Raw genomic sequence first — 23,385 nt, 5'->3', positions numbered from 1 at the left:
AGTTATGACTCAAGAATTATCGAGTGCAATTGGGGGGCGGCTAGATGAAGCCGACCACCAGCAGGCACTAGCACTGGCAGAGCAATTCAATCCGTTCGACACGGTATCTACGCTGGTCTTTGGTAAAGAGGCACTGCAGAGTATTACTGCTTTCTCGGATCGGGTACTGGCAGATGTCAGGGCAAGAGATAGCGGCGAGGCCGGAGATATTCTCCATGCTATGGTCACCAACATGAGTAGCTCTCAGTTTGATGATCTTAATAAGTCGAGTTTTCTTTCGCGCCTACCGTTGATTGGTGAGTTGTTCCAGTCTTTCGGTAAGTTTGTCAAAGGGTTTGATACTATCAAGGCCCAGCTAGATGAACTGGCAGGCCGGCTGGAAGCTCAAGAAGTAAAGTTGGCTCAGGATATCCAGCAACTGGACGGCCTCTATGAGGAAAATCTAACTCTGTTACAGCAGTTAGATATTTATATCCATGCTGGCAATATTCGGCTTGAGACGTTGAAAACTGTCGAGTTGGTCGCTCTAAAAGACAAGGCTAACGAGAGCTCTGATCCTCTGGACAGCCAGGCCCATAGAGATGCACTACAGGTGATGTCACGGCTTGAAAAACGTGTTCATAATTTGTCTCTGGCCCGATTGGCGGCCATTCAGACCGCGCCTCAAATCCGCCTCTCCCAAGAGGGTAATAAGATGCTGATGGAAGATATCCAAGATATCATTCATAGCACTTTGCCTCTGTGGAAGCGTCAGTTCCTGATTGCTATCTCGAACTATGAGAAAGAAAAAGCGCTGAAAGTAACTCGAACAGTCAAAGACTACACCAACAAGCAGTATGTTCGTAATGCCGAAAAACTAAAAGCGCTGGAAGAGCAGATATCGGAAAACTATCAACGTGGTATTTTGGATATTGAGTCACTGCAGACCGTGAACCAGTTAACGATCGACACCCTTAAAAATACGCTTAACCACGTCAAAGAAGGACGTATCAAGCGTAAACAAGCTGGTAAGGCACTAGAACAGGCGGAGCAGGATTTGAAGTTTGCCCTGCAAGAAACCTTCGATTAGATGCTCGTCTGATCGTCAATAAAACTGAGTGAAGGCAACAATAAGGTTGTTTTCACTCAGCCATCTTTCAACTTTCATAATATTGTTGATCTGCCTCGTAAGTTAAAATTATCTCTGATAAGTAATTGTACACTGTTCGATTGTGGTGTAGATTAAAAACACACCGAAGTAACATTCATCGCAAATCGAGATAACCACGAGGAAAGGTTATGAATCAGTTTACATTGCTCAGCCAAAGGCGCTTTTTGCCGTTCTTTCTAACTCAGGCGTTTGGTGCATTCAATGACAATCTTTTTAAGAATGTCCTGCTATTGTTTATTTCTTTCTCTGGCCTTTATAGTCAAGAAGCGAGTACCGCCCTGATTAACCTGGCTGCTGGACTGTTCATCCTGCCTTTTTTCTTGTTATCTCCGATAGGCGGCCAACTGGCAGATAAGTATGAAAAGTCTGCTTTGATCCGAAAAATAAAGCTGGCTGAAATTGCGATTATGTCTGCCGGTGCTGTCGCGCTATGGTTAAACTTCGTACCGGGTTTGCTGGTGATTCTGTTTCTGATGGGGGCGCAATCGGCATTATTCGGCCCGGTAAAGTTCGCTTTGATGCCCCAACACCTTGATGAGAAAGACTTGGTTGGCGGAAATGCGGTTGTCGAGATGGGAACGTTTGTCGCTATTCTTGGTGGTACGGTTGTTGCTGGCTTATTATTTGGCACCGTCGCTTCGGCGATGCTAGTGGCGATATCGGTATTGGCACTGTCGATATTGGGTTACTTGAGTAGTCGGTTTATTCCACAGGCAAAAGCTAATGACCCAGCGTTAATCGTTAATTGGAACCCGCTGACGCAACTGGCGAAAACAGTAAACAATGCGCGGAAAGACCGGACTATTTTTCTCTCTATTTTGGCTATCAGTTGGTTTTGGTTTGTAGGAGCCACCTATCTCACTCAACTTCCCAATTTTGCACGCGATTACCTTGGTGGTAACCCGCAGTTGGTTACATTGCTCCTGACCGTGTTTTCTGTCGGTATCGCGACGGGCTCGCTAATTTGTGAGAAGCTATCCGGCGGTCAAATTGAACTGGGCATTATTCCTATCGGCGCATGTGGGATCAGTGTCTTTGGCATTGACCTGTTTTTTGCGAGCCAGCAGGTTGTTGTAGAAGCCAATATTACAGTGAGCGCATTCCTGGCACAGGCCGGTAATTTGCGAATGCTGGTTGATCTTGCGTTGGTCAGCGCTTTTGGCGGTGTGTTTGTGGTGCCGTTGAACGCCTTGATCCAGAAACGTAGTGATGAGAAATGCCGGGCCCAGATCATTGCGGCCAATAATGTGATGAATGCTTTGTTCATGGTGCTCAGCGCAGTGGCTGCTGTTTTGCTACTCAATGTTTTTGATTTCACAATTCTTCAGCTCTTTCTTACCCTCTCGGTAGCTAATGCATTGGTTGCAATTTATGTGTTCTCTCAGGTGCATGAATTTCTACTGCGTTTTGTTGTGTGGCTGCTGACCCATACGATGTACAGGGTAAGTCATAAAGATCTGGATAACATCCCGCAACAGGGGGCAGCGGTACTGGTGTGTAACCATGTCAGCTATGTCGATGCCTTGCTGATTGCTGGTTCCTGTCGCCGCCCGGTCCGCTTCGTCATGGACAAAAATATTGCCAATATGCCGTTGGCCAAATATGTGTTTAGGTGGGCGAAAACTATACCCATTTGTGCCCAAGGGAAGTCGCCGAAAATATACGCGCAGGCCTTTGAGCGGATCAGTGAAGAACTCGCGGCCGGTGAGCTAGTGTGTATTTTTCCTGAAGGTAAGCTAACCCGAACCGGGGAGCTTAATGAATTCAAAAAAGGGATCGAAAAGATTATTAGCAGGAATCCGGTGCCGGTGATCCCGCTTGGGCTTAAAGGTGTTTGGGGATCTTTTTTCAGTCACAAGAAAGGGCGGGCATTCACAACCTTGCCTTCCCGTTTCTGGTCGAAGGTAGAAATCATTGCAGACAGGGCCGTTGATCCCAAAGATGTTTCTGCAAGTCGACTACAGGAAAAAGTTGGAGCCTTGATTGAGAATTAGGTGTTAGAGAGCAAAGCAGTGAAGCAGCGCCCTTGGGCGCTGCTGCGTTTTAGCTTGTCATTTATACAGAGATTGATTCATTGATGCTCGTTTCATGATCTCAAAAATTAAAAGCAGAGTATCGCTTGGTGATACTTTTGGGGCCGTCAAGTAATACGAATTAATTTGCATCCCATCCTATTGCATATTTAAATGATTTTAGTTAGATTTTTTACTCTAGATGGAAATTTAATCGCCTTGTTACAGGAAGGTAACAATCCTTATAAAGCTGAAATGGACTTCTTTTAATATGCAGTACTACTTTATATCCCACTGACATTCGTCCCTAAGACGATAGTGCTAAGACGAATCCAAAATTATATATTCAGTATTAATTAATACTCGACTATAGGTTTCTCTGTTATTTGTATTTATGGCATATTCAAAATTAGCTATAGATATAACTAAAGCCTAGCTGTTATATAAACCAGGCTTTCGTTGTGTCTATTTATATGTCTAGTAGTAAGTAGTTAAACATGGTTATTACTATTGTATTTAAATTGAATAGGAGGGTAATGAACGATAATTAGGAACTAGGGATATTGTCAAATGATGTCCGTTAGCATAATAACCAATATTATTCTCATGCTAAAGGAAAAGGGCTATACAGTATCTTTATTTGTTTGTTTTACAGGAATTTAAAATGCAGAACACAAAATCACATCGTGTTCGGCTAATTGCACTGGCTATTTCTTCATTGATTTCTTTCTCAGCAATTGCGACAGAAAGTACCGGAAGTGTTATTGAGAATGGGGAGGATACCGATTGCAAAAGCGTAGTCTCTATTATAGATGGAAGCTTTTCAATTGGTTATGACTCTAATTTTTACGATAAAGATGATTATCGTTCTGAACGGAATTTATCGTGGGACCTTTCGTTACAATTACCTCTCAGTGAACAATATAAGTTGTATTTAGCAACCGGCGCATACCGAGCACTAGAAGATGAAACTGGCGATTTTTGGAACGATACAATTATAGGGTTGACCCGTTACTCCATTTTGAGTTTTGGAGAAACTGGTAGTGTTGATATTGCAGGACAATTTACCATACCGACATCTGAAACCTCGCGAAAGGATGATTTGATCACGGCATTTCGTATTGCGATGCCTGTAAGTATCGAATATGGAAATACCAATCTTTCAATGACGCCCAGAATTAGGAAGAACTTTCACCGTTATAAAACAGCGGGTGGGCGTTCATTGACGGAGTGGATATATGGCATCTCACTGGCGGCAGATTATTCTGCGGATAAATTTTCAGCCGGCTTATCAGCCCTAGCTGGGAATACTATCAGCTATCAGGGAACTAGGCGCGATAGCTTCGATTACGGAACATCAGCGTACGTAGCCTATCAATTTACAGACATTGTTTCGGGGGCTCTCGGTATTTCTTCATCAGGCTTCTATACCGATGCAGAACGAGGAAATTTGGGCGACCTTGAACTATTTGATGCCGACAAAGCGGTATATAACGCAACGATAAGTTTCTCTTTTTAGGGACAAGCATGTAAAGGAATGCGACATGATATATAAAAAACTGGCCTTAGTGTCGGCCATTGCCACCGCTTTGGTTGGCTGTGGGGCTGATGACCAAGCCTATGACACGCTAGCAAAGCCTGATAGTCAGGTTGATAAAACCCAAATAAAAACAGATCAGGTATATCTTTATATGCCTTCAATGGCAAAAGCGCCGGATTATGCTGTCAGTATGGCGCCTTTTACACAGGGGCAGGAAAAGCTGGTGACCTTGCAGTTTGAAGGTAACGTAGACGAAAGTGAGGCTGGTGGTCTTTTGGTTCGAATGATCAGCCCCGATGTGATCAGCCAAGACGAGATTGATAAAGAGCAGCTAGGCCGCTGGACGGACGAGCAGTCAAATCAACGCCCGATTATGACTATCCCGGGTGATTTTGTTGATTATCAATGCCAGGAAGATGATTACGGAGACTGCACAAACAAAGAAGAGAAGGTCGATGAGAATGAAGTCTCTTGGCAAGATCGAAAATTCTTTGTGCCAGACTTTGCTAATGTGGAAGTTCATGAAAAGAGCTGGGATGACGTATTTACTTATTCGACCGGCTGTTACACGAAATCTGGCAAGCCGCGTCTGGCTCGGGATCCTAATTCGGACTGGAAGGGCTATGAAGTTACCCAAGATGGCGTCATTAACTTTGAAATTGAACAGGAATACAGTATCGCCAACAACTTCAGCTGTTTAATCAATGCATTGGACAATGCTGATTTTGATATGAGTAACCTGACTTTTACGGTTTCGCATTTTTACTCATTGGTGCCGCTGGATATGGTACGTTCGCCATCTCTCCGCTCGAAAAAAAGCAATGCCTACGAGCCGATTGTTTACCAAAAAGGTGATGAAGATACCTATGGATTCTTTGCTAACGAGCAAGGGCGTCCTGATGCTTCGTATGTTGGTGGCCAGTTCGACCAGAAATTCAACTATCTGCATCGTTTCAACCCCAAGCTTGAAACGATTGATTACCACCTCTCTAACAGTTTTGACTTGAATGATGATACGCGTTTTTTCAAGACGATCACTAAAGATGTGATTGCCAGGATTAACCCGCAGCTCAAGCGAGTAGGCGTTCCGCAAATCAAGCTGATCGAACCGTCAGGCAAACAATCTGGTGATCTTCGTTACAATGTGATCAACTTGATCGATGAGCCTTTGCAAAATGGACTGGCGGGTTATGGCCCTTCTGCAGTTAACCCGTTAACCGGTGAGATCGTTCATGCCCATGTCAATCAGTACTCTGGTGTTCTTCAGTCAATTTCTGACTGGCTCTGGGATAAGGCGGTTATCGACTACAACAAAGGTCGAGTTGAGCAAGTTGTCGCAAAAAGTGCCGAGAAAGCAATGCCAGCAGCCAAGAGAGCAACCGATGGAACGAGTGTTCAGTCGGCGGCACCACTGCTAGATACTTCAGCCGCACCGGTAATCGCTGATGCGTACCTCGAAGAGCATATGCGATCAGAGCCAATGGCTCATGAGACAATGATGCAGGCTCTGAAAGCCTATCAGGAAGAGCGCGAAAGTAACGAGGGCTATGAACCAACAGTTAGCCAGTTAGCGGCGTTGCAGAACCTTGAGCAGCGTTTCTGGTCAGAAAACAACATGTATTCGGTCAATAATCTACGAGCAGGCTCGACCTTTAAGTCATTGCCGACGAAGGTGGGCGATCGTACTTTTGACTATCAGGATCCTGCTCTGTGGCGCGAAGGAAAAGTGGGAGAACCGGGTTACTTGAAGAAGTGGAAAGAGTTGCCAAGCCATATCCGCAATGAGCTAGGTATCTTTTTGGCCGGCGCCTATTACACTAAAACTCTGGTTCACGAGCTGGGCCATAACTTGGGCTTGCGTCATAACTTTAAAGGCAGCAATGACCAGGATAATTACTTCCGCGAAGATGAGCTTGCTGCGCACGGCTTGAAAACGGTACCGGGCTATTCGTCTATCATGGACTATAACCCTTCCATGCTGAATGCATTGCCGGTTTACGGACCGTATGATTTGGCAGCGTTGCGTTTTGGCTATTCCCGTCAGCTGGAATTGCACCAAACGGTTCAGGTTGAAGACTCAGAAGGCAAGGGAAAGTCAGCTGTTAAGGTCGGCTATATCGGTGTTTCCAAGCTGGACGAAAAGCTAAGAACAGAAATGTTCGCAGATGGCAGTCGTTTGTCTGATGATGTCTTTGATGGTGTAGTGAAAGGCATTGCACAGTATTTGGCCAGTAATAACGGTGATCAGATCGCGCTAAGAGAGTTTGATTTTTGTACTGACGAAAATGTCTCTTTGAATGAGGACTGTAACCGCCATGATGAAGGGCGTAACCGCGGTGAAATTGCGGCATTTAAGTTAGAGAGCTACGAGGATCTTTATTCTAACCGTACTATCCGTGGTCTGCGTGATAAGTTCAGTGAAGAAACAATCGTAGACTATGCGAATGGCCGTATATCGACCTTTATGGATTGGCGCAACAGTATTCAGGACTTCGATCGTTGGAGACAGTTCATGTCTGGTAGTTTTACCGATGATCTATACCGTCTGTATATTCCGTTGGCAGACCCATATTGTAGCGACGAGAATAATGCCTCCACCTTTACTTATGATATGTATTGCGGCTCGCCAACAGCGGTTGATAGCGTTCGGGACAAATTTGTTAATATCTTAATGACACCGGATCATACCTGTGAGTTGAAAGATGAGGCTAGCGGCCAGTATAGCTATCGTAGTTTAGCTGACATTATTGATGAGTATGGTTATCGGAATAATTTCGATGTTAACTATGTTCCGGAGTCTTGTTTTGATCCAGGCGTGATTAAATCGCTAGCAGAAGACGAGAGCCCACGGGTAGTAATGGGAGAAGTCGGTAAGTACCTAAATAGCGGAAGCGCGCCACGTCCGGCTCCGGTTAACAACTACTCTAACTATATTGACTATATCGGCCACTGGCCAGACCGTCTGGCGGCTGCTGTTGGGCTGGTTGAGCGCATTGGTGTCCGTCGCACAACCGATCGCTCAACGATGGCATTGTTTGATCTGCTGGATGTTGTCATGATTGATGGTAGGCCAAATGTTCTTGATCCAAAAGCAGATGTTCTCGATACCATTATCAAAGGGGAAAACCGTATATTTCTGAATTTCAAAGATGCAAACGGAGTTTATTATTCGCCGAAGGGTGACTTTGAACCTTGGTCATGGTCTCAGACGATTGAGCGTATGCCATATTACGGAAGCTACTCAGTCCGTAACTACTTTAAGTTGCCAAAATATAGCGAAGTGCCTTTGAATAAAGCGATTTTGACGGCGATGGTGGAGCATTCCGCTGGCCATATGGTTGATCAGCGAGATGAAGAATTTGCGCGTTCGATTACGATGCGAAGTGAGCCAGGCTGGCAACCTGAGCCTTTACTATATGTTCGCAGTAATGGCAAAACTTACTATGCGGCATCAGATAATACCTATGCTCAGGACATGATTAAATTTATCAGTGAGTTTGATGCATTGGTGGCAGCTGAGAAGAGTGGTACTGACTTAACGACCGTTAAACTTGAGGTGATTGCGTTAGAGAGCTTTCAAGATGCGGCGAAAAGAGCGGTGTTAGTCAAACAGTATGGCTATCAGAAGCAAAGCCTTGAAAACTTGCCTGTGTATAATACTCAAGCAACGTTGGAGAGTGATTTGCTGAACCACTAATTATTTGCTTCCACGCTGTGTGGATTGATGATTAAACATTTAACCCCAGTTTATACTGGGGTTTTTTCATATAGCAATGATAGTAAAGTGCTGTGCATTGAGAAGATTGTCGACATGCTGAGAGTGCCAATATTGTATGAATTATGATGATAACGAAATGTCATACAGATCCAATGCAGGTGCGCTTTCTGTTAGTTGTCGGATACGGAGCCACTTGGTTTCTGCAATATACATCATGTTGCCTTATTAGTTACAGGCCATAGTCGCGCTCGACTTTGGCAATTCTGAGCTTAAAGGTTGCATACCACTTTTCACGTCCTTTTTCCTGAGCAACTTGGTGGGCTGAGTTTGCCTTCCATGCTTTGATTGCTTCTAGATCCTGCCAATAAGAGACGGTAATTCCAGTATCTTCTCTGGCTGATTCCATACCTAAGAAACCCGGTTGTTGACTGGCTAATACCACCATTTTTTTAGCCATTGCCTCATAGCCACTGTCATCGCCATCGGTTCTTAGCGAGGTGAAGATGACGGCATAATAAGGCGGCTGTGGTGTGTTTGCTATTCCTGACATACTGACTCCTTTCAGTAATCTATTTTTTCCCCAATAGCTTGGCTCTCAGTGATTCCCGGCATCTAGCTATTGAGGGATGGTTAAGCTGTTTCTTTGCGGGTCCTTGCTGCCAACTTATTGGCCAGCGAGTGCAGCTCCGGCAGCATACGCTGGATAAGGTGAAGTTGCTGCAACACCATACGCACAGAAGTACAGTCCTCGTCCCGCCACTGGGCAAGGCGCTGCTCCAGTTCGATATCGGAGTCCGGGGCCTGTCCGCAATGGTTGCCGTCGAGTTGTTGCGCCAGACAGTCTAGGTGAGCATGGATCTGGCGGTGCGCCTGCGAAACAAGATGGCGCTCGTCCTCAAGGCGGGTACGGTGTGCGCCCAGAGCAGAGATATAGCTCAGCATTGCATGGTTGAGAGTAAGAAAACGGAAGCTTTCGTCAGTCGCCATACGGTATCGGCCGGGCTCGGCTAGCATATTGCTGATAGCGGTACTGAGCTGGGCATCTGTGTTGTGGGCATCTCGACGGGCTACACGGTAAGTGAGGCAGTCTTTTTTACCAATGCGATACTGACCCATGATCTGACCGAGGTAATCTCGGTTAGTTGTAATTGCCGACGCCATTACTTTGTGCAGGCGGTGAGCCTGCCAGTCCGGCAGAATAAAACTGACGGCCAGTACGGCCAGCAAACACCCCAGCAGGGTATCGCCAAGGCGCGGCAGGATCACCGCATAGCCTTCACCAAGCTGGTTAAAACAGAACAGTACCAATAGGGTAATGAACGCCGTTGCCAGGCCATAGCGTACAGTACGGAAGGTGAAGAACAGTACCCCGGCGAGTACCATCAGCACCAGTTGGCCTTCCTGTCCCGGGAATAGATATAGTAACGGGATCCCGGCCAGCAGTCCGCCAAGCGTACCCAAAACGCGCTGTACCAGTTTTTGGCGTGTTGCGCTGTAGTTTGGCTGGCAGACAAACAGGGTGGTAAGCAGGATCCAGTAACCTCGCTCCAGTTCAAGCGCCTGAATAACGCCATAGCCGACCGTAAGGGCAATCGCCATACGCAGGGCATGGCGGAACAGCATGGAATCCGGCTTGAACTGGCTGGTCAGACGCTGCCAGCGCTCTTTCATACTGCGCGCTTCAGTATCGGCCAATTCAATATCATTGCCTGTCTGCGCTACGTCCGGATTGCTGACATTCGACAGCTGGCGCTCGACGGTTGCGAGGTTATTAAACAGGTACTCAAGTTGGACTAGAAATGTTCGCCATTGTGGGTTGTGCTGATTTTTCAGATACAGCAGTGATTCTTGCAGCTCGTCGAGGGCCCTGACACTCTCGGCGCCATGGCGGTAAGGTTTCCCCATGGCCAGTGCATGCGAGATTGCCCGGCAGGCATTGGCCTGGGTAGCAAGCAGGCGCTGAAAGCGGAACAGTACATCACTGCGCTGGAAAGCTGCTGCAAGATCCTGATATCGATAATGCGATGAACTGGCACGTTCATGGATATCTTGGGCCAGGAAGTAAATTTTAAGAAATTTGTCGCCGGTTTCATTGGGCTGACCACGACGGGCACGATGCAACAGGGTTGCTTTGGCACTATTGAGTGCCGCGACTACCCGGGCATTTTTTCCTGCCGCTTCAATACGTAATGGCTGGGGAACAAGATTTGAAACCGGTTCGAAGAGCTTACTTTTGCTGTCCAGGTAAAGAGCAAACTCACTGAATACCGAAGCCAGGCTTTGCTGCACCGGTTGGTTTGGCCATAACACTTGCCAGGTGAGAGAAAGCAAGCCGTACCATGAGGCACCTGCCAGTAGCAACATTGGCTGGTACCAGAGATTGGTGCTGCTATCGGCACCCAACATGGTATAGACCGCCAATAATAATGAGGCAAAAGCGATACTGGCGTAACGAGCCCCCATAGCCCCGAGCATGATGAAAGCGAACGTTGAGGTAAACAGGCCAAGTGCAAACAACAGCGGGTAGGGAAATAAAATTTCTATCGACAGCGCGGCGATCAGGAAGCAGACCAACGTCATTACCAACGCTTTGATACGTCCTGTCAGGTTATCATCGGTTTCTGCCAGTGCAGAAGCTATGATACCTAAAACCAGTGGCGTGACTTCAGTGGTGGCATTCAAGTACCAGCACGGTAGGGCGACCCCGACCAAGGCAATAAAAACACGAATACTGTAGTTAATTCTGTCGTTCGCCCAATAGCGGCGTAAAGAGAGTTTTAAGCGGCTGGTTTGCATGTTGGCTCAGCTAGTTAGATGAAGCGGTAAAGATAGCAAAGTTCGTATACCAAAGGGTATAACTCCTCTATAAAAAATAATGACGAACGCATTTATTAGCAGAAATTTTACGCAAATGGCTGTTTCGGTGCTATGGCCTTACCGGAGTTCTTGCTACTCTTTATATCCAAGCCGCATCTATAGAAAGATCTTATTTAGTTTATTGATGTGATTTGAGTGTATTTGTTTTTGGATAGCTTTTGGTGGCAGCATGCGTTTAACGGCCGGTTGGCTAGCACAGTGGTTAGTTCAGGGTGATTATTGCAGTATCGCACTGGGTGAAAATTGCCTGATTTTAGATAGTCAGAGTGAAACGGAAGAAATTCCTTTTGATGACTGGGATGGCGCGATTGCTGTTCACCGCGGTGTGGTGTGGGGGTCTTTGGAGATAACCTCAGCCGATCAGGATTATTGCTGGATAGTACATGGCTTGCCATGGGCGCAATGTAAGCAGTTTGCCAGCATACTGCTCGATGCCTACCGGAGCTGGGCTCAGGGGCGGGTTGAGAAGTTGGATGCGGTGCTGCCTGATATGCTGCAGCGGATTGATAACTTCATGGGACAATCGACGTACCTACGCCAGTCTGATCACCATAGCCTGCATCAGTATTTACAGCAGTCTTTGGCTATGACAGGGCTAACCCATGAATTGGCAGCCTCATTTAGGCCAATGGCCTTTGAGAGGGTGGAGCCTTGGCTGGAAGACAATACCGACTGGGTTGAAGGTACCAATCAGCAGTGGCTACGACAGGAGGCCGATAAATGGTCTTCTTGGTTCGATAAATTCGAATCATCACCACTTAATGATTCGCAACGGGAAGCCGTACTGATCAATCAAGACCACAATTTGGTGTTGGCAGGAGCTGGGACCGGAAAAACCAGCGTGCTGGTGGCTCGAGCTGGGTATCTTATTGCTAATCAGGTTGCTCAACCCGAAGAAATATTGATGTTGGCGTTTGGCCGTAAAGCGGCGGAAGAAATGAGCGAACGCCTAAGCCTGAAAGTAAACAGCAATATCAAGGTTGCCACCTTCCATAGCCTGGGAACCCAAATTATTCAGGCCGTAGAAGGGGGGATGCCGAACGTATCGCCACTGGCGTTGGATGAAAAGGCCCGTGCGAACTGGATTGCCGAGATGCTGACCGAGCAATGGCAGACCGCAGCGTCGGCCAAGCGTTGGCAAAAACACCTGACACAATGGCGGATCCCCGGATTCAAAGCTGATAATTCACTGGAGAAGCAAGCCAGAAGCGAGCAACTGGCTGCGTGGATCTGGCGCCATATCGAGCTGATTGGCCAGCGGGGAGCCAATAAATCTGAATTGAGCCAGAGCATTGAAGAGAGTGAAGGCAAGGCATCCAAGCCAAAAATGAAAAGCGAGCTGGCACTGCTATGGCCGTGCTACCGAGCCTATGAGCAATACCTGAAGGCCAATAAACAGATCGACTTCAATAGCATGATCCAAAAGGCGACGGCGTACGTGGCCGAAGGGAAGTTTGTGCCGGAGTGGCGTTTTGTTATGGTGGATGAATATCAGGATATCTCACCGCACCGCCTGGCGTTGATTGAAGCATTATGCCAGGCGAAGAAAAGTGATATGCCACACCCTACGTTGTTTGCAGTGGGGGATGACTGGCAGGCCATTTATCGCTTTGCCGGTGCCGATGTCAATCTGACGACAGGGTTTGAAGCCCGTTTTGGATCGAGTCATATTACTGAGCTTGGAACGACCTATCGTTTTAACAGTATGATTGGCGAAGTCGCTAATGTGTTCATTCAGCAAAACCCGCAGCAGCTGAAGAAAAATCTGACTAGCTTCAAGAAACAAAAACGTAAAGCGGTGACATTGCTTTGCCAGGATTTACTTGAGCAGGAGCTGGTACAACTGGCATCGCAGAACAGTAAGTCGGCAGATAGCTCGCCGGTATCAGTGTTGTTGCTTGGGCGTAATAACAACCAACGGCCAGAAAAACTGAAAGCGTGGCAGAAACAGTGGCCGCAGTTGGCACTGAATTTCATGACCTGCCATGCCAGCAAGGGGCGTGAAGCGGACTATGTCTTCGTATTGGATGTGAATAAAGGGGTTTTCCCGGCTCCGGATCGTGAGACAGGCCTCGCGGGTTGCCTGCAGGCGAGAAACGAGCACTTTACTGATGCAGAAGAGCGCAGGCTGTTTTATGTCGCACTGACTCGAGCAAAAAAACACGTTTGGGTTTGTGCCGATCCAGAAAAAACATCGCCTTTTGTTAATGAGCTCATTGATGAAAAATACCCGGTAATGAACAAGATCAAACGGGTGAAGGTTACCAAGGGCTGATCGAGGTTCTTGGCTGTGTTCGTCACAACTATAGTGTGGTGACAGTCGCAACCAGCTTGCCACTGTGGGTCTGCTGTTTCAGCGTTTCCAGTCCTTCTACCAGCCTGTCAAAAGGTAATACCTGCTCGATCATTGGGTCGAGCTTTCCCTCGGCAACAAGGTTACTTAAGGTGTTGCCGATATCGGCCAGATGGTGGATATGTTCAAGGGTACCGTGGGCGTAGGTACCATGCAGGGCAACCTCATGTATGCTTAACGCTTTGGTGGTGGCCAATAGCGGTACCTGATTGAACTGGTCGGCAACCATGACTATCTCACCGTTATAGCGAATAAGGGCGCTCATCACGCTGCCTGATTTTGCCGATACACAGTCAATGACGGCATGAACGAGCTGATCTTCAGTTAGCTCTATGAGCTTCATTGCAATATTGTCGGTTGTCGGGTCAAGAACCGCGTCGGTGCCATATCCGAGTAGGCGTTGGTGATGCCGCTTCTCAGCAATCGCGTAAACCGTAGCTCCTGCCAGTTTGGCCAGTTGCACGGCAAACCCTCCTACACCGCCTCCGGCGCCAGTAATCGCGATTTTTTGTCCAGGATGAACATGGAGTTTATCGTGGACAGCCAACCACGCGCTATACCCGGCACAGGGCAGGGCGGCGGCCTGTTCAAAACTGACTTGCTCGGGGATACGACTCAGGGTATACGCTTTGGTGGTCGCGTAGTAGGCGAAACCACCACCATGGCGGGGATCGGCGAAGCATACCACACGGTCCCCGGGCTGAAAGTGGTTCACATCTTTGCCGACTAAGGCGACAGTACCGGCAACATCCAGCCCGATAATTTGCGGGTATTGCCATGTGGCATATCCCCAACTGGTCAGCTTGTAATCAATCGGGTTGAGCCCGACAGCCGCAACATGAATACAGACTTCGTCAGCTGCGGGCGTTGGTTTTGCTGCGCGGGAAAGTTTAAGGCAGTCGAGTCCTTCCGGGCGGGTAAGTTTCCAAGCTTTCATGTGCCACCACCGATTTTCCTGTATTTTTTTATGCTTATAAACATAAACCGAATTTCAGCAGCTTGCCTGATAAGGATTGAGATTATTGCTGTTTGTTCGGTGGTTTGTTATCTGGAGCAAATAAAAAGCCCTCTTGTGAATAAGAGGGCTTAACTTGGCGAACTATGTTGGTTGCAGAGTCGAGATTAGCCTAAACGTTCTGTTAGGTAGGCATCGTAATCCGGAATTTCGATCTCAACTTCTTCTGCCAGTTTTGGTGATGAAATCATGAAATTGGCGCTGGCACGGTTAGTTGCGACCGGGATGTTCCAGACTGCAGAAATTCGAAGCAGGGCTTTTACGTCCGGATCATGCGGAACGGCATTGAGTGGATCCCAGAAGAAAATCATCATGTCGATTTTGCCTTCGGAAATCAGGGCGCCGAGCTGCTGGTCACCCCCCATTGGGCCACTTAGCAGGCAATTGACGGGAAGGCCTGTTTCACGGGATATCATGTGTCCGGTGGTTCCTGTTGCATACAGGGAATGGCCTTGCAACTTGTCTTTGTGCTCTGCTACCCAGCGCAAAAGATGTGTTTTGCAGTTATCGTGCGCTACAAGTGCAATGTGCTTGTTAGTTTCCATTTTGCGGGTCGTTACGTGCATCCAGGACTCCACTAAGATACGTTTCGTGAAAATATTACTGATAGAAAAATCGATTGATATTAATATCAGAGCCAGTCAGAGAAGTACAACGCAAAGCGTTGAAATCAAAGGTGGCTAACAATAATGATAGAAGCATATAGTGACGATAATATATTTCTATCGCTGTACCTGGTGGTCGAAGACATTGAATGCCGGCCGAAATTCTGCCGGTGACAGAGAGTCTGTGATGACCTTTCTCGGCAGGTGTGTCGGTGTTAGTCCCTCGATGAGTGGGGAAACATCGCGCTGGATTGGCTTGTTTTCAAGGTGACGAACAGCCTGGTCAATAGATAGCATAGCCTGCTGAGCCATCTTGTCGGTTGGCGCAAACAATATTTTTCCGCGACGTAACCCACGGTAGACACCGTGACTGAGATACGTGGAGACAACGCTTATTTGATTTGATTTTTCATTGGCACGTAGCTCACTGATCGCGACCTCAGCTGCGACTGCGCCGCCAACGATGTAGTCAAGGTGGAGTCCCCCGGCCAATAGTTCCTGGATCAGGTTGCGTTGTAATTCCTTGCTGTTGTCTGCCCATCGGGTTGTGACAATATTGATGTCACTGTCCTTGACGGCGTCACGGAAGCCCTGGGTCACAGGTTTGGTTCCGCCACGCTTTGCCGGGCCGGGTAACAGGGCGATATTAACAATACCGCTTCCTCGCGGGTGCCGTGCTGCCAGAAACTCACCTGTTTTTTGCCCCATGTCATACCAGTCGACTCCGACTTTCGCGGTAATGTTTTTTCGGGTGTCCGGATCGTTCATATTAATATCGTTGATGGTAGCAAAAACAGGAATATTGCCAGTGAGCTGCGATAGCATTCCATCATAGGCGGTACTGTCGACGGTGCCGAGGATGATGGCCTCTGCTCCCCATTGGCGACAGTCCAAAATCTGTGCCTGTTGTTTCGCCAAGTTAGGGTAACCACCAGCTTCCAAGACTTTCAGTTTGACGCCTAATTCTTTTGCATGCTCGACCATGCCGTAATTAACAGATAGCCAGTAGGAATCCTTCAAGTGGGGATATACGGCACAGATTTTCCAGGCCTTGCTTGCGGTTTTAAGCGGCTGGTATTTGAGCGAATGTGATTGCTTACTCTCCGCAAAAGCTGGCTTGTGGCTGACGACTTCGACGCCATAAGCTGAATCGAGAGAGAAAATGAGTAATAAGAAAGAAAAAAGCCGTATTTTATTCATGATTAATAGCATCTATACCGTCATCGCTGGCAAAATAGTAATGTTTTATTTTGTGTGGTTAAACCTAATTTTTTCCTGTTGTGGTTCTTCTGTATGACATTCACTCCTAGCGGCATTGGTCGAAAACTTCTGATCGCCTTCTCGATGATGGCCGGGCTGATGATAATTGCAGCCGTTATCGGCGTAGCTGGCTTTTCTTTGGTCGCCAAGACGGAACGTACGGTCATTAACTCTGCGGTTCCGGCGCTGGCAGAGGCGCGTGAACTTTCGGACTTGAGCACCCGAATTATTTTTACGGCACAGGTATTGGCAAAGTCTAATGATGAGCGGGAAAGGGATCGTCAGGGAAAAGCGCTGACGATTCATATTCAGGGATTAAAACATAGCCTTAATGAGTTGGAGCAATACTCTTTTGAACCGCAGCTGATGGAGAAGCTGGAGGATGACGTAAGAAGAATTGTTGATAACCTGGCTATGTTAGGCTTACTTGTAGGGCGAAAGATAGACTTGCAGGCCGAAGTGAAAGCATTGACTGAAGAAATGTCCAAGGCGACGCTGCAAATTGATTCTCTGTCCCAGTCTCAGGTTTCTAATGCCAATACCATTGCTGTGGCAAATGTCTCGCGTATCTACGATTTGGTTGATGCTGGTGATGACCAAGCTGTTTTTAAAGCGCTGGATAGTTTGGTCGAGGTCGATATGGACTTATCTGAGCGTTTGTTTGAATTGCGTTTTCTCTCTTTGCAGGTCATCAATATGCTTGATGACTCCAACCAGGTGAGTGACATTAAGTCGTTATCAGCGTTGAAACGCCGTTATAACAACGCCGTATCTGTCATGCACCGGCGGGTAAAGTCAGTGGAAGATCCAAGTCGCTCTAAGCAGTTGTTGGTGTTGACCCAGACACTGAAGCGGGGCGGTTTGCTGTTTGGTACCCAAGAGCAGCTGTTATATGCCAAAAAGGATGTTGAGCGGATGGAGCAGCAGAATCTGGTGCTGTTTCAGCAATTGAACCAAACGGTGGATGGGATTATCACTGCCGCAAATGAAGGGACACAGCAAGCGATAACTCGAGTCGATGAGACATTGACAGTTGCAAGGAATAGTCTGATCGGTATTTCCGCCGTCGGTATGCTTGCTTTGGTCTTGATTATGTGGCGCTACGTCTATGCCAGGGTCATACGTCGGATCAATGATTATAGCCAGGCTCTGATGTCGTTGGCGCGCGGTGATCTTGATATCCAGCTATCAATTCGCGGAGAAGACGAACTGGCGCAAATGGGGCGGGCGATTATGGTTGCCCGTGATACCGCTTCCGAGCGCCATCGTCTGGCTCAGGTTGAGCGAAAAATTCGCCATGAATTACAGCAACACAAAACAAGCCTTGAACGTTTGGTCGCGCAGCGAACTAGCGAGCTGGAGAAAGCCAACTGTAAGCTAAACCAGGAAGTGAAGAACCATGCCGAGGCGCGCTCAGAAGCTGAGCGTGCTAACCGTGCCAAGTCGGCATTTCTCGCAACCATGAGTCATGAAATCCGTACGCCGATGAACGGAGTTTTGGGTACTGCATCTTTGCTTGCCGATACGGGGCTGACAGAGAAGCAGGCCAGATACCTTGAAGTGATCAACCGTAGTGGTGAGTCTTTGTTGGACATCCTCAACGATATTCTGGACTACTCAAAGATAGAGGCTGGTCATCTTGATATCCGTAAGAGTGACTTTTCGCTTTCAGAGCTGGTTTCCGATGTTTATGACATGCTGGAAAACCGTGCGCTGGCAAAACGGATTAAGCTGAGCTGCCATATTGAAGCCGGTATGAATGATTACTGGATTGGGGATGCAACTCGTATCCGTCAGGTACTGGTGAACCTGGTCAGTAATGCGATTAAATTTACGGATGAAGGTCAGGTTCGGATTAATGTAAGGCCAGACCCAACGTTTGCCGATGAGCTATTGTTTGAGGTCGAAGATACCGGTGTGGGTATTGCGACCGACGAACAACAGAGTATGTTTGATGCTTTCCAGCAGTCGTTGGAAGGACGCCAAACCGTCGGAGGAACAGGACTCGGCCTGGCAATCAGCAAGCGAATTATTGAGGCGATGTATGGTGAGATCGGGGTTCGCTCGACACCGAATGTCGGTAGTTGTTTCTGGTTTACTTTGAGTATGGAGCCGGGGGAGCGCTCTCAGGTTATTGAGAGTGCCAGCCAATCCGCGCCTGCCGCACATATTTTGCTGGTGGAAGACAATCCGGTAAATAGCCTAGTTGCTGAGGGCTTCTTACACCGGCTGGGCCATAGCGTGGTGATCGCAGAAGATGGCAAGCAGGCTGAGCAAGTGTATCGAGAGCAAGAATTTGATATTGCCTTGCTGGATATCAACCTACCGGATACTGATGGAGTAACGCTACTTCACCGGTTACGTCGGATAGAAGAAGTGCGGCATAGTGACAGTTGGTATGAACCAACGCCAATGGTTGCCTTTTCTGCGCATGTATTCCGTGAAGAGGTTGAAATTTACCTGGCTGCAGGTTTTGCCAGCTTTCTTCCTAAGCCGCTGGTTGAGAAGCAGCTGATAGAGGTGATAGGCGGGATCTTATCAGGTGATCAACGCGTGATGGTTGATACCGGCGATGACACGCAACCAATCCAAATAGAACAACAGGAGCAAACAGACGTGGTACAAGGTGAAACGTGGCCGATACTTGATGAGTCCGTACTGGGCAGCGATCTCAAGGTGCTGGGCGAGGCACAGGTGAATAAGTTGATTGGCCTGTTTATTGACTCTTCTTCGGAGACACTCAGCAAACTGCTGGGCTCAATTGCCGAGGGGGATTTGAATAATGTTTCAAATTACGCCCATACCTTAAAGGGGGCAGCAGGTACCATGGGGCTGACTCGATTACACAAAGTGTGCTTGGCGTATGAAAAAGCGGCCAAAGAGGGCAATATCGACCACCTTGAAGTCGATGAACTGTCAGTGGTGTTTGATGAGTCCAAGCAGGCACTGGCGACGGCTTTTTGTCAAAGTTGACTAGTTACCTGAGCTGATATCTATTGATTGCACAATAATAATTGCCATAGGGAACAAGGAGGTTTCAGTGAGTTATGAATGGTTGGTTTTTGATTTAGACGGCACGATTAGTGATCCTAAGGAAGGGATCGTGAGATCGTTCAATTTTGCCCTGTTGGAAAATGGCTTTGCTCCACGAAGTGAAGCGGAGATTGCAACGTATATTGGCCCACCGCTAGATAAGACTTTTATCGAGTTGACCGGGAATCATGACCCGTTATTTATTGAGATGATGGTGGCTAAGTATCGCGAACGGTATGCTGATGTAGGTTATGCAGAGAACCATTTGTATCCGGGAATCAAGCAAACATTGATTAACTTGAAGGCGAGTGGGAAGTGCCATCTCGGAGTTTGTACGTCAAAGCGGGCTGACTTTGCCGAGAAAATTTTGGCAATGTTTGGCCTTGGCGAGCTGTTCGAGTTTGTAAGCGGTGGCGATATCGGGATTGAAAAATGGCAACAGCTTGAGCAACTTCGTCAACATGGTGTGATTAGTGATTCTACAGTAATGATCGGAGACCGTGCGGTAGACCTGACCGCTGCCCGCCATAATCAGCTCGACTCTGCGGGAGTCTTGTGGGGCTATGGTTCCGAGTTTGAGCTGAAGCAGGCCTCGCCAACTTATTTGTTCGATAAGCCAGAACAACTGGTTGAACTATTGCGCTAAGGGTGCAAGTTTCCCCCCTCTATTAGATCTAAGCCAACTTTTTGTTTCATACACATACCACGGCCAATACCGTTAACGGTACTGGTCATAGCCACCACATTCAAATAGTCATTCAATACGCTTATCAGCATATTAACCTTATCCATTAACTGATATTGAAAAATTATATATTTCAGCCGCTTGATAATTGTATGATAATAAATTGGTTGAATATCTAGATTCGGTATCAGTATATGGAAATAAAAAGGTTAGTTAGACCTTGGGGAATTATTTTTGCCACCTTGTTGCTGGTGGCTTGCCAGCATTTGCATGAACCACAATCGCTTGAGGTGGATAACCAGTGGCTGCAAGGGCAACTGAAAAACGGATTGCAATATCATTTGCTACCAGTTAGCGGGGAGCCAGTTTCACTTCGCTTGCTTGTTCATACTGGTGCCGTTGATGAAACGGCTGAGCAGGCCGGGTATGCACATTTCCTTGAACATATGGCGTTTCTTGGCAGTGCCGGTTTTGGTGCTAAGAATGTTGAGTCCTTGTTTGTTGATGCGGGAGTGTCGTTTGGACATGACCTGAATGCGTTTACGACGCATGATGTAACGAGTTATCAAATCGATCTCCCGAATAATCAGCGGCTGGAGAGTGCGATGACCTGGCTTGGTGATATTGCCACTGGAAAGTTAACGTTGGAACCTGGGCTTATTGAGAATGAAAAAGGGGCTGTTTTAGGCGAATTCCGGTTTGCCCAACGTGGTGACAAACCCGCCGAGCTCAAAGTCTTCGAGGCGTTACTGCAAGGTAGTCGTTATGAAGGCAGAGATGTGCTTGGTACCCAAGACAGTATCAAGAGCCTGAGTCGTGACGGCTTACAGGCTTTTTATCATGCCCATTACTTACCTCAAAAGACAGAGCTGATTATTACTGGTGATATTGATCGTAAGCAGCTAGAACCGATGATTTCACGTTATTTCGGTGAATCAGAGCAAGCCGCCGATCAGCTCGTCACAGCCAGGCCTCAAGAGGAAGGGATTGCAGGGCTTACATCAGAGCCTTTGTTTATTTCTGGCGCAGCAGGGCAACAGGCCGGAATGGCTTTGTTGATGGAGTTTAGTGACAGCCAGGTGACGACTGATATTGAGTATCAGGCTTTGCTTCTTGAAGATACGGTGATCAGGGCTATCGCACAACGGTTGAAAGATCGGCATATAGAAGCTCAGTCGCCACTGCTTAATTCATTTGTCAGCACTAGCCTTATTATCAATCGTTACATCGGTGAGATAGTCGTTGAATTTGCTGAAGCGGATCGGCTGGCGGCTCAGCTATTCTTTGCTGAAGAATTAGCTAGCTTGCGAGATCACGGTGTAGGTGATGTTGAGTTAGCCACGATTAAAGAAACGTGGCGAAATCAGGTCAATAGCCTAGATACACAGTGGTTGAACAAAAAAGCTGTCGATTTTTCCGAAGATCGCCTTTACACCCTAATGGAGGGTAAGACACAATTGCCGAAGGAAGCGGTTCGCAGCCAGCTAAAGCAATTTGTCGCATTGCTCGATAAAGAAAAGCTGAATAAAGCAATCAAACAGTATCTTAGTGCAGAAAACAATAAGCCGGTTTTACTGCTAACAAGGGAAGAGAACACCGAGAAAGCCAAAGCGACATTTGCTCAGTTCCAGAAGCAATTTTCAGATGCAGGCAAGGAGCTGTTGATGGCTTCCTCTTCAGATACTTTTCCGTTGCCTGAGAAAGGGGGAGAGATCACTTCTTATGAGGCGATTGAGCCAACGACACATCGCTGGACATTGGAAAATGGTATCGAAGTTTGGTTAAGGCAGATGCCCGAAGCCGGTGGTGATGTTCATCTATATCTGATGTCATCCGGCGGGATGGCGGCATTGCAACCAGAATTGCACCCTGCGGCTAAAATGGTGGGGCCTGTCTTTGACCGTAGCGGGTTGGCAGGTTTTTCCGCATCGGAATTAGATAAGTTATTACTTCGCCATAATACCTATCTTGAGTCGGTTCTTTGGGAAACCTCACATGGTTTATATAGTGAAACGGGCAAGCAGGAACTTCCGTTTGCACTATCGGTGCTCAACCAGGCAATAACTGCTGCGAAAGTGAATGAGCAGCAATTTACGGCGGTACAACATGAATTAGTCATCGAGCAGGATAATTGGCTGTCATCTCCGTTCGGTAGCTTTGTCAGTCAGGTTGTCGGGACGCTTTACCCTTCCGAGAGTCCGATGCAGATCGTAACTGGGGATGATTTTGCGCAAGTCACACCCGATCAGGTGCAGGCTGTTTTTGATACCTTGATGAGGAAAAAACGTAATTATACCCTGGTTGTCAGTGCTGATATCGAGGTCGGGGATTTCAACAGGATGCTCAGACGTTATGTGGCCGGTATTGATTTTGAGCCCGCGGGTGTAATTACTGATTATCGAACTGAGCCGAAGGTCTCAGTTGCGTCGAAGAAAGTAGCGGAAGCGGTCGATAATACGATTAATTATGAGCTCAACCTGTTTTCTCAGGGAGAGCCGAAAACAACCCGGGATCGGTTTACCTCTGAGTTGTTCTATCGGTTACTGGATAAGAGGTATCGTGATGAGCTGCGCAATGCGCAGGGATTGAGTTATGACCCGTATGTCCAGCTGACCTGGTTTGATGGCAGTGGTGAGGCGCTGGTGGCATTTCTTGTTAACGCGGCGCCCGATAAATTAGATGCTGTGAGAACGGGCACTCAACGGGTACTGGATAATGCAAGGAAGGGATTTACCGCCGCTGAGTATGCTGCCGTTAAGTCACAGCTGGCAGCAGATCTGAAATTAGGATTAACTAACCCGCATGAACAGGCGCGGATACTCAGTAGCTTCCTGCTGTTTGGTGCAGACCCGCAAGCGGTAATTCATCCTGAGAAGATCATGTCGACACTGACATTGGCTGAAGTTAACGCGTTGTCTGTACGTTTGATAGGCAAGGATACTCAGCAGATGGAGGCAATGCTCACTCCTAAAGAAGGTAAACCAAAAGCTTGATGGGAGTATAAGAGAAGACACCTTTCAACAAAGCCCCGAGCGTAATCCGGGGCTTTATTTTATATAATGTTCCGTTCTGAGATAAGAGCTTTGTTGTGAAGTTCGAACTCATTCCGTCCGTAATCGAATTGGTCGACATTGGTT

General features: G+C 47.4%; 14 protein-coding genes. 8 read left to right on the top strand and 6 right to left on the bottom strand.

From position 1 onward, the window contains the following. Positions 1–4 precede the first annotated feature (4 nt). The 4 genes from MD588_RS18465 to MD588_RS18450 all read left to right on the top strand — a co-directional run bounded on the left by MD588_RS18465 (position 5) and on the right by MD588_RS18450 (position 8,399). Positions 5–1,069: a toxic anion resistance protein gene (locus MD588_RS18465; RefSeq protein WP_265699069.1), complete on the top strand. Its 1,065-nt coding sequence runs from the start codon at positions 5–7 to the stop codon at positions 1,067–1,069. A 209-nt stretch (positions 1,070–1,278) separates the two neighbouring features. Further along, entirely contained in the window at positions 1,279–3,144 is a 1,866-nt protein-coding gene (locus MD588_RS18460; protein WP_265699068.1) for an MFS transporter, read from the top strand. Positions 3,145–3,826: 682 nt separating this feature from the next. Continuing rightward, entirely contained in the window at positions 3,827–4,681 is an 855-nt protein-coding gene (locus MD588_RS18455) for a hypothetical protein (RefSeq protein WP_265699067.1), read from the top strand. Between the two features lie 25 nt (positions 4,682–4,706). After that, positions 4,707–8,399, top strand: coding sequence for a zinc-dependent metalloprotease (locus tag MD588_RS18450; RefSeq protein WP_265699066.1), 3,693 nt, complete (start codon positions 4,707–4,709; stop codon positions 8,397–8,399). A 250-nt stretch (positions 8,400–8,649) separates the two neighbouring features. Here the strand turns inward: MD588_RS18450 and MD588_RS18445 are convergent, their stop codons facing one another. Together MD588_RS18445 and yccS are read right to left on the bottom strand one after the other, a co-directional pair. Next, positions 8,650–8,970 (bottom strand): antibiotic biosynthesis monooxygenase family protein, encoded by a 321-nt coding sequence (locus MD588_RS18445; RefSeq protein WP_265699065.1) that lies wholly within the window; start codon positions 8,968–8,970, stop codon positions 8,650–8,652. 80 nt (positions 8,971–9,050) lie between these two features. Beyond that, positions 9,051–11,216, bottom strand: a complete 2,166-nt coding sequence (gene yccS, locus MD588_RS18440) for a YccS family putative transporter (protein ID WP_265699064.1) — start codon at positions 11,214–11,216, stop codon at positions 9,051–9,053. Positions 11,217–11,466: 250 nt separating this feature from the next. On the opposite strand from yccS, the gene helD reads away from it, so the two are divergent. Beyond that, on the top strand, positions 11,467–13,572 hold the full coding sequence (gene helD, locus MD588_RS18435; RefSeq protein ID WP_265699063.1) for a DNA helicase IV: 2,106 nt from the start codon (positions 11,467–11,469) through the stop codon (positions 13,570–13,572). A 28-nt stretch (positions 13,573–13,600) separates the two neighbouring features. Here the strand turns inward: helD and MD588_RS18430 are convergent, their stop codons facing one another. The 3 genes from MD588_RS18430 to torT all read right to left on the bottom strand — a co-directional run bounded on the left by MD588_RS18430 (position 13,601) and on the right by torT (position 16,470). Next, on the bottom strand, positions 13,601–14,587 hold the full coding sequence (locus MD588_RS18430) for an alcohol dehydrogenase catalytic domain-containing protein (protein WP_265699062.1): 987 nt from the start codon (positions 14,585–14,587) through the stop codon (positions 13,601–13,603). Positions 14,588–14,772: 185 nt separating this feature from the next. Further along, a complete protein-coding gene (locus MD588_RS18425; RefSeq protein ID WP_265699061.1) occupies positions 14,773–15,231 on the bottom strand; it encodes a methylglyoxal synthase in 459 nt (152 codons plus the stop codon). 156 nt (positions 15,232–15,387) lie between these two features. Continuing rightward, positions 15,388–16,470: a TMAO reductase system periplasmic protein TorT gene (gene torT, locus MD588_RS18420; protein ID WP_265699060.1), complete on the bottom strand. Its 1,083-nt coding sequence runs from the start codon at positions 16,468–16,470 to the stop codon at positions 15,388–15,390. 93 nt (positions 16,471–16,563) lie between these two features. Here torT and torS point away from each other — a divergent pair, with 93 nt between their 5' ends. Together torS and MD588_RS18410 are read left to right on the top strand one after the other, a co-directional pair. After that, positions 16,564–19,503, top strand: a complete 2,940-nt coding sequence (torS, locus tag MD588_RS18415) for a TMAO reductase system sensor histidine kinase/response regulator TorS (protein WP_265699059.1) — start codon at positions 16,564–16,566, stop codon at positions 19,501–19,503. A gap of 67 nt (positions 19,504–19,570) precedes the next feature. Beyond that, complete coding sequence (locus tag MD588_RS18410) at positions 19,571–20,209, top strand: HAD hydrolase-like protein (RefSeq protein ID WP_265699058.1); 639 nt, start codon at positions 19,571–19,573, stop codon at positions 20,207–20,209. On the opposite strand, the gene MD588_RS18405 is transcribed toward MD588_RS18410, so the two are convergent. Next, on the bottom strand, positions 20,206–20,340 hold the full coding sequence (locus MD588_RS18405) for a hypothetical protein (protein WP_265699057.1): 135 nt from the start codon (positions 20,338–20,340) through the stop codon (positions 20,206–20,208). The genes MD588_RS18410 and MD588_RS18405 overlap by 4 nt on opposite strands. A 102-nt stretch (positions 20,341–20,442) precedes the next feature. Between MD588_RS18405 and MD588_RS18400 the strand changes: the two genes are divergently transcribed. Next, entirely contained in the window at positions 20,443–23,241 is a 2,799-nt protein-coding gene (locus MD588_RS18400) for a M16 family metallopeptidase (RefSeq protein WP_265699055.1), read from the top strand. Positions 23,242–23,385 lie beyond the last annotated feature (144 nt).

The sequence above is a fragment of the Photobacterium obscurum genome, assembly GCF_026191635.1.
Lineage (GTDB): Bacteria > Pseudomonadota > Gammaproteobacteria > Enterobacterales > Vibrionaceae > Photobacterium > Photobacterium obscurum.
This window is presented reverse-complemented; position numbering and strand designations above follow the sequence as displayed.